Origin of the sequence: Bowmanella yangjiangensis (assembly GCF_017255015.1) — a bacterium.
Classification (GTDB): domain Bacteria; phylum Pseudomonadota; class Gammaproteobacteria; order Enterobacterales; family Alteromonadaceae; genus Bowmanella; species Bowmanella yangjiangensis.
The window spans coordinates 1-331 of the sequence record NZ_JAFKCS010000793.1 but is presented as its reverse complement, the minus strand read 5'-3'; the positions used below and the strand labels follow the sequence as shown (position 1 = coordinate 331).

At 61.3% G+C, this 331-nt stretch carries 1 protein-coding gene; it reads left to right on the top strand.

Translation table 11 applies throughout. From position 1 onward, the window contains the following. Positions 1–87: 87 nt before the first annotated feature. On the top strand, positions 88–331 hold a 244-nt coding region (locus J0A65_RS26710; protein ID WP_206597192.1), incomplete at its 3' end, for a ChuX/HutX family heme-like substrate-binding protein.

Here is a 331-nt window from a genome sequence, read left to right as displayed (position 1 = left end):
GATTATTTATCTGATGCAAATAATTCTCATATAGATTATCGTTTGTAGATTGCCGTCGCTGTGCAGGAACAGCGGGCACGTCTTGCCGTGAGAGGAGTTGTCCCGATGAATAGTGTGAATCCCGCCGCCTTGCCGGCCATCGACCTGTACCGGGCCTGGCAGGCCCTGCGTCTCGAACAGCCCCGTCTGCGGGCCCGTGATGCGGCTGCCGTACTGGGTGTCAGCGAGGCCGAACTGACCGCCAGCCGCCTCGGCGTGGATGCCGTGCGCCTGCGCTGTGACTGGTCCGAGTTGCTGCCTGCGCTGGGGGAGCTGGGTTACATCATGGCGC